This window comes from Candidatus Hydrogenedentota bacterium, from assembly GCA_035416745.1.
Classification (GTDB): Bacteria; Hydrogenedentota; Hydrogenedentia; order Hydrogenedentales; family SLHB01; genus UBA2224.
In genome coordinates this window covers 48,906-57,127 of the sequence record DAOLNV010000030.1, presented here as the reverse complement: position 1 = coordinate 57,127, position 8,222 = coordinate 48,906, and the positions used below count along the sequence as shown (strand labels likewise).

Genomic DNA, 8,222 nt, shown 5'->3' with positions numbered 1-8,222 from the left:
ACGACCCGGACAATGGTCCGGAGCCTCTCACGTACGCCTGGAGCTTCTTCAGCGTAGCGCCCGGGAGCGCGTTGACGGACAACGACATCGTCGACAGTACCTTGTGCAGTGCGTCGTTCAAGCCGGATGCGGCGGGGATGTACGAGCTGATGCTCACCGTGTCGGACGGGTTTGAGTCCGACATCGCGGTGGCCGTTATCACGGTTACGGAGTTGGAGAACGTGCCGCCGGTTGCCGACGCCGGGGCTGACCAGACTGTGGCGTATGGAGCCACCGCCTATCTCGATGGGTCGGTCAGTAACGATCCTGACAGCGGGCCCCAGCCATTGGCGTTCCTGTGGAGTTTCGTCTCCCTGCCGGCTCTTAGCGGGCTGACCAATGACGACATTTCCGGGCGGACGACGGCGGTTCCCTGGTTCGTTCCGGATGTGGCCGGGAGCTACGTGCTGCAGCTGGAAGTGACGGATGGCGAGGACACGGCGACGGATAATGTCGAGGTCATCTGCATGCCGGGCCTGACCTTCCAGGACGTGACCGGCCGCGTCTCCATGAGTACTGCCAACGAGCGCGCGTACATGACAAGTCGCGTCACGCGGATGATGGTCAGCACAGCAGACCTGACCATTACCAATGTTTCAGCGGAAACGATAGAAGTCCCGATACACGTTGTTTTTATCGACACCACGCCCGGAACCAATCACGGTCGCTGGCAGGTCGATATGCCGGAAGCCACCGGCCGCACAGAACAGGGCGATTTCTATTATGATTTAGGCGACAAGACCGGCATCACGGAGTTGCTCCCGGGGCAATCCGTGACGTTCGAGATCAAGTTCGTGTTCCATTTCTCGATTCTTCACCGATTCTCCGAGGAGATCCGGGTGTGGGGCATGGCGCCGTGAGTGGCAAAGGCGCGTGGGCCGGTTGCGGCACATGAACAGACCCGCAAGCGACCGGCGAGAAATGACGCGAATCACGGGTTGGAATGTGTGAGACGGATGAGGGGGCAGGCAAACAGGCAGCGATAGTCCCTAATTGGCCAGTTCGGGCCGGTATTCGAAATGCATCGTATCGTAGTGAAACCACTTCCCGCCCCAAATGAAGCCGTGCCGTTCAAAGACCTCCACGACCTGCTTTAGGGCGGCATCTTCGAGAATGGATACGGGATAGGCAGGTGAGCCGTTCGCGGCGGGTGTGTCCCACTTCCAGTATCGACAGACTTCTTGCGGGAGTTGGAAATCGATGGCTGCGCCGAAACTGTGCATACTGAGCCGTGTGGTGCCGGATATCGAACGCCATGAAAACGTACCGGCAGGGTTGGATACATGCCGCTGCACCTCGGGAGGCAATGTTTGGAGTTCTTCCCGAACCCGGCGCAAGGCCTGGGCCGCGCCATTGACTTTGGTGAAAAGCACGGTCGCGCCGCCAAGCCACTCGACGCGGAGCAGGTTTGACTGGACCTGTTTCGGGGAGTCGCCATACATTTTTTGGAAGAACGCATCGTTGCGCGCGCGGCCGGGATCGGCGTTGGCGTCAGGAGCACCTGTTGGCCAAGACCGTGGGTAGGGCATGGACATCTGGTCCTTAAGGCTGGCACGGCTGAGCATGTCCTCAAAACCAGTCTTTCGAACACCGTCGTCAAAAAGCATTTCCGTACCGTCTTTCCACGAGATGGTATTCGGCTTGACGGTTGGAACAAGGTAGCCGGGGTAAGCCCGGACAAGGGCTTGCAGAGCATCGGCGTCGTGCGGGATAACGGGGGATTGCGCCGCGGACAATAGACCTAACGCGCAACTCATGCATGCGATGATTCTGGGAACCGTTTGCATTGCGGCATTATACATCAGGACAAACCGTTGAACTGCCCTGTGGGCCCAGCGCCTGCCGCGCTGAAGCTTCCGCAGCAGGACTCTGCCAATGGACAGGCGGCTCTGGATAGCTGGCTTCGAAAAAACGTCCACGGAGATTCACTTGTAACCCCCGCAGCTGTCCGGCGACTGGTTTGTGTTCTTGGTTTCTCCGGCTATGCTAACATGGCTCCCGCTGCGAGAGGTAAGACGGTCACATCGTTCGACGGAAGCGGAGTTCGTGGAGTGGGGGAGGGGCAGGGGTCCGCCACCGCTGTGAGGAGGCTGGAACCGGATGCGAGCGCGCCGCCGACTTGGCCGATAGACGCGTGGACGCTTGTTTGCAACGGACTGGGTGATTCTCATTGACATTCTGAAAGGCATGGATGTGAAGAAACACACTGTGATCTCATTTGCGGGCATTGTGCTGACGGCCATCCCATCTTCGATAGTGATGGTTGATACCGCCTTGGCCCAGGAACACAAACTACCTGATAAGATCAAGCGGGTCGATATCGTGCACATGTCGCATACGGACGTGGGTTTCACGGATCACCCGGCGGTCTGCCGCGAGCAGCAGACACGCTATCTTGACATTGCCATCGACGGCGTACTGGCTACGGAAAACGCGCCGAAGGAGGCCCAATTCAGTTGGACCGCAGAGGCCGCGCTGACCGTCGATGACTGGTGGCAGAAGAACTCGCCCGACCGGCGGCAGGACTTGATTTGCGCGATCAAGACCGGGCGTCTCGAGATAACGGCGCTCGCCATGAACCAGACCCCTACCCTCAGTGCTGACGAATGGCGAGCGACGCTCCACTGGCTGCCCGCCGAAGTGTGGGATGCGGCGTCTCCAAAAACCGCCATTCAGAATGATGTGAACGGATTTCCCCGGGCCGGGGCGATGGCGTTGCTCGATCGCGATGTCGCCAACCTGTTCATGGGGATCAACGCGACCAACGGCCAGGCGCCGTTTCAAGTGCCCATGGCCTTCTGGTGGAGGATGCCCGACGGCCGCCGCCTTTTCGTCTGGCTCGGCGACTCGTATCCGAGCGGATTCTATTACTTTTTCGACGATTCCTGGCGGCGCGGTCCGGTACCGGAGTCGACCGATACGCGATACCGCCCGCCCCGGCGCGGCGAATTCTATCCAACGGATGAAGCGGCGCTGCGAGAAGCCCAAGCCCGCTTGTGTAAGAAGCTGGTCGAACTGGAGGCGCAAGGATACGATTTCCCGGTGCTCCCGCTTTCGGTAACGAGCGAATGGCGCATGGATAACGACCCGCCGTATCTGGGACTGGCGGATTTTGTCGCGGCATGGAATCGACTGAAACTGCAACCGGAAGTGCGCCTCACCACGGTGTCGCAGGCACTTGAAGACGTAAAACCCCATATCGCGGACCGTCTGCCGGAATACGAAGGAGAGTTCACCGACTGGTGGGTCAACGGTTGTGCTTCGGGGCCTCGAGAAGTGGCGGCCTCGCGCCGGGCGAAACGAAACCTGACGGCCGCGCTCAGTCCGGTGTGGGGCGAAACGCTGGATGCGAACACCCGCATGGCCGCCGACAAGATTCTGCGCCAATTGTGTCTTTTCGACGAGCACACCTGGGGTTCGGCGGACAGCATCGGGCGGCCGCATGAGATCGACACGTGGGCGCAGTTCAATGAGAAAGCCCGGACCGCGTACCACCCGCTCGCGATGTCCAAGGTGCTGTTAGCACAACGCGCGCGGACCGCCATCTACCCTCTGGAATACGGGTACTACGTGGCCAACACCGCTCCGCGGCCCTGGAGCGGATGGGTCACGACTCAGGCCTCGGCCCTCCGTGAAGACGTGAACGCGTTGGAGGACCCGAAGACCGGCATGGTCGTACCCACGGAAGCGCGGGCCGGGTATGCTCAATTCACGGCGCCCGAAAACGAAGAGCAACTCACTTTCGAAGCCGACAACGGCACCGTCGCGGATAATGTGCCCGGACAAGTCGTTCGCTTCTGGATGGACAACCTGGCTCCAAATTCAACGGTGCGATTGATTCCGAGTGATAAGGAGGTTCCGGCAACCCAAGACGAACAACCGCCCAAGGTCGAGGTCGATGCCACCGGATGGCCCACCTCCGCTCAATGGCCGGGCATGAACAAGCCGTTGTTTGCGGAAAGCCCCGGCGCATTCGTGTCCGTCGAATTGGCCGAATTCGGCGGACGCTGGAAATACAATGAAATCCTGCAAAGCCGTGACGAAGAACGCCGAAAACAGGCTCTCGAAGAAACGGCGGCGGAACCGGCGGGCGAGGCTAGCGTCGAGTCCAACCCCAATACGCTCGTCTATACCCAGTCGATGAAACATCCCCGGCTCAAGTGGCTGACGCGAACGCTCGAAATCTACCGACGCGAACCGAGAGCTGTATTGACCGTGCGGCTCTACCGCATCTCGTCGGAGTTGCCGGAGTGGTTTTACATCGGATGCGCTCTGCCCACCGGCGACACGATTCCAACAGTGTCGTGCGGCGGGGTCCCCTTCGTACCTTTTGAGGACCAGCTGCCGAACACCTGCCGCGACTACGTGTCCATCGACAGCTGGGCTGACTACGCCACGGCCGACGGCCACTGGTTCTGGATCACGCGCGACGCGCCGGTGGTCAGCTTCGGCGGGCCGCAACCGCTCAAGCACTTGGAAGACGCGCCCCCTTACCCGAACCAGGCCTATGCGATGATCTTCGACAACACATGGATGACCAACTTCGTCGCCGACAGTCACGGCATCTTTGAGTTCCGTTTCGACCTCGTCTGGAAGGATACGGACGCAATCAAGACCGCCAAAGATGCCGCCGACCTGGCCGAGACCTTATTGGCGGAACCCCAGGTGATCATTCAACCTGGACTGAAAGAGGAGCCGATCTTCATGAAGCGCCTGTATAAGCCGTAGACAGGCGTCGATTGGCGGGGCTTCGACATGCGGACGCCATACCGCCCGCCTATGTGGGGATGAGTGCTCGCATCAATGTTGGATTCTATTCTCTGACCCTGGCCCTTGCGCGCGCCGCGGAGTTCACGGCGAGGGAACCGCCAGACGTTTGAGAAGGATTGGCCCTTGGATTCCTCCCCCGCGAGATTCCCTTTCGAATTGGAGGGCGCGTTCGTGATAGGGGCTCGGCCAGCCCGGGCCTTTCTTTTCCGCCCAGAGTCTGGTCACGCGGTCGCTGGTCAACTCGTTGGCGAGCGTATTCGCGACGCTAATCACGAGGGTGTGCTGCCCGGCGGCGCAAGGGGGCAACTCGAGGCGCCAAGGCGGCCAAAGCAGGTAGCCGGCCACGGTTCCGTCTAAGGTTACGGTGGCCGCGTATTCGATGGGGCCTGTCTCGAGCAACAGCGGAGAACCCGCCCAAGTTTCCGGCATGTCGAACGTCGCCTGGTAGGCCACCGTTCCGGAGTAGTCCTCGCCGAGCCAGTCTCGCCAGACCCGAGACTGGCTGAAGGGAACCGGCACGGCCTCCGCAACCGCGGTGACGAAGTCGTGTTCGCCGACCGTGATTCTGCGGCCGGGGCAGGCTTGGATGGAATCGTCCAACAGGATCTGGTCTCCGGCAGGAGCACGGGAAGACTGGGCATCTCCTGGCTGCTCCGTGAGTAAGAAGACAAGGGTTTCGCCCGGCTCGAGACGCACGGGCAAGGAATGTGCCGCCTCTGCCGCCGTCCCTCCGGCCACCAGTGTTCTTCGGCCCGTCAGCGGCTCGAGAAGAGCGACGTGATTCGCCGTCACTTCCATTGCCCCGTCGTAAGGTTCCCCGGCCTCATTGAACAGCACCACGATCTCGGCGTCTGCCACCGTTCGCGAACAGGCACGCACGAGGCGCGCGGCGGGTGTGAGACGGACGGTCGGCGCCACGGCTGCGGCCATCTCCTCAATGCCGCCCAGGCGACAGAAGGCCGGCTCGTTCGGGCCCGGCGTGCCCTCCGAACCAGGGGGGTGGGCGGCGCAGAGCACGTTCCCGCCGGCCGCTGCGAATGCTTTCAGCCGCTCAAGGGCGTCCGGCTGCATCCAGCACACGTCCCCGCATACGATGGTGTTGTAGCGCATGGCGCCGGCCAGCAGCTCGCCGTTCTCGACCGTGGCCTCGGCCAGGGTGTCGTCGTCGATCAAGTCGAAGTCGCACTGGCGCGCGAGCAATTCGTTCGCAAGGCCGTCATGGGTCCGGACGGCCTCGGTCGCGCTTTCGCCCCAGGCCCACATGTCGCGCGCCGGGTAATACAGCGCAACCGATATGTTCGGTTTCCCGGCGGACAACGCGTAGCCAAGCCGGGCCACATACGCGTGGAACCCGGGCAGCGCGTCCCAGAGCGGGTTCATGGGGCCGAAATGCGGACGCTCGCCCGTCATCTGGTGGTCCCGGCTGCTCAAGGGATAGCATCCGCCGACCAGAAGGTTGATGCCCCGGACATACTGGTAGTCCACGAGCCATTTCATCTGGGCGGGCGTCAAGCCGTTGCCGTACACGCAGAACGATTCCGTGAACGCATATCGGGTGCCGTTCTGATGGGCCGCGCTTGAGGCGTATTTAGGGAAGAAGTGCTGGCCGGGTTTGCCCGGAAAGAGCTGGCGCCAGATCACGTCCACACCGGGGACATCCATCGCCCGCAACTGGCGCAAGGCATTGCCGAACCCATAGCGGACCACGTTGACGGTCTCATCCTCGCCGTTGAGATGTCCGCCCGACGCGAGCCCGTTTCTCCGGCACCAGTCCCGGATTTCACCGAAGTAAGCGTCTCGAAACCGGGCAGTCCATAGGTCGTAAAAGGCTACTCGTGCGCGCGCATCGGCCAAGGGCATGTCATGGCCCGGCGGGGCGAACAACGACGGCAGCGACTCCTCGAGCCGCCGTCCAAACCGTTCCCGGTACAGCTCGTCCATGGCCGGCGTCCAAGGGATGGACTCGGGAGGAGCCAGGTTGGGGACGCCGGGTTCGTCGGTGAAGGTGAAGCGAACGGCCTTTCCAAACTGAGCGCCGAATGCTCTCCGGTAGCCCTCGTGGGTCAATTCGAGGAATCGTCGCGTGGCCTCGGGGTTGAGCAAATCGGGCGCGGCCAACGCCGTGACCCGGAAGAGGTACGCCAGTTCGTCCTGCCGAGCCGGGTTCCACGTATCTCCGGGCAACCAGACAGACCGCTGCGAATCTTCCACGACGAGAGCCAATGCGTCCTCTGGCACGACGTAGGCGCCCTGCGATTCTACCTTCTCCCGAACAAGCCGCTGTGCCCGCAGCTCGGGATGCCCTTCAATGACCTTCCCCAACGCCTGGCCTGAAGGCCATCCGCCCTCGTCATACAGCCACCAGTTCATGCCAAGCCGCACGGCCGCGTCCACCGCATGCCCTGCACGCTCGAAGAACTCCGGCGTGAGGTAATCCGGGTCCATCGAGTTGTTGGTCGAATCCGGGCGGAAACCGCGCGGCATCGGCAACACGCACACGCTCCGAGCGCCGTGGGCCGCCATGTCAGCGAGTTGTTGATCGAGCAGGGGAGGCTCCAAGGGCGCGTTCCACAGCCAGAAGTAGCCGGGCCACAAGACCGGCTCCGGGTCGCGGAACTGCAGTGCCTCGAAGGAAGGCACAAGCCGGATACAGGCGGCAACCTCGCCTTCCCCGCCCGCCGCGGACAGCGCCGCCATCATGGCCAAACTTCCGACCGCGATTCTTTGCCAGGCACTCCGCATCGACGGTTCTCCACGAATCACCATGCACCTGCTTGGATGTAATCCATGCCTCCCCGCAATCATACTCACCCGCCTCTCAGAAGTCCCGCGATAACGAGCGCAATCCGCGTATAGGCGACAGGCTGTGTTGTCGCGAGGATTCTCGAGAGGAGAGCTCAGCGGTCGCAATCACTCACATGAGCCGTTGCAAGGCCTACTGGTCCGTCCACGTAACGGGCTCAAGAAGAACACGGCCAAACGGCTGGCCGGAGGCAACTTCCTGGCGCAGAAGCTCCGGATACGGCAAATGGCGCAAAGGCGTCGATGGCATCATGTTGAACAGGAACACGCCGCTTGCGCCTGCGTCGTACCAATTGAGTACCCCGTTCGCAACCTCGAGCGGGGGCATTTGGGCCAACAGCGGCTTGTCCTGCTTGTCCTCCTCGGCGGTGGGATCGTGGATATTCTGCTGCATCGCGGAGCCGTCAAACTCCATGGTTTCCGTCCTGCGGGGGTAGCACTGGACTTTCTTGCCCCGGCACAACTCGAGGTACTTCGGGATTAGCCGGCCCTCCGGCATGAGCCGGTCAACCAATCCTTCGTTAACCCAGGTTGCGACATCGAGTCCCATATCCTCGGGAGTCTGATTGTCATACCAGGTTCCTGTGGTAAACGAAACGTTGAGGACCAGA

At 61.7% G+C, this 8,222-nt stretch carries 5 protein-coding genes; 2 read left to right on the top strand and 3 right to left on the bottom strand.

Annotated elements, in window-relative coordinates; genetic code table 11:
* The coding region (locus PLJ71_11185) for a hypothetical protein (protein HQM49239.1) at positions 1 to 899 on the top strand (899 nt) is incomplete at its 5' end.
* A gap of 129 nt (positions 900 to 1,028) precedes the next feature.
* Here PLJ71_11185 and PLJ71_11180 read toward each other — a convergent pair.
* A complete protein-coding gene (locus tag PLJ71_11180) occupies positions 1,029 to 1,796 on the bottom strand; it encodes a M15 family metallopeptidase (GenBank protein ID HQM49238.1) in 768 nt (255 codons plus the stop codon).
* Between the two features lie 436 nt (positions 1,797 to 2,232).
* Between PLJ71_11180 and PLJ71_11175 the strand changes: the two genes are divergently transcribed.
* Entirely contained in the window at positions 2,233 to 4,767 is a 2,535-nt protein-coding gene (locus tag PLJ71_11175; protein ID HQM49237.1) for a hypothetical protein, read from the top strand.
* Positions 4,768 to 4,890: 123 nt separating this feature from the next.
* Here the strand turns inward: PLJ71_11175 and PLJ71_11170 are convergent, their stop codons facing one another.
* On the bottom strand, positions 4,891 to 7,509 hold the full coding sequence (locus PLJ71_11170; protein HQM49236.1) for a glycosyl hydrolase: 2,619 nt from the start codon (positions 7,507 to 7,509) through the stop codon (positions 4,891 to 4,893).
* A 235-nt stretch (positions 7,510 to 7,744) separates the two neighbouring features.
* Positions 7,745 to 8,222 (bottom strand): hypothetical protein (locus tag PLJ71_11165; protein ID HQM49235.1); only part of this gene is annotated, 478 nt, incomplete at its 5' end.

Coding starts and splice junctions, on each gene's coding strand:
- PLJ71_11180 (HQM49238.1), bottom strand. CDS start 1,796: ATGAGTTGCGCGTTAGGTCTATTGTCCGCGGCGCAATCCCCCGTTATC.
- PLJ71_11170 (HQM49236.1), bottom strand. CDS start 7,509: ATGATGGCGGCGCTGTCCGCGGCGGGCGGGGAAGGCGAGGTTGCCGCC.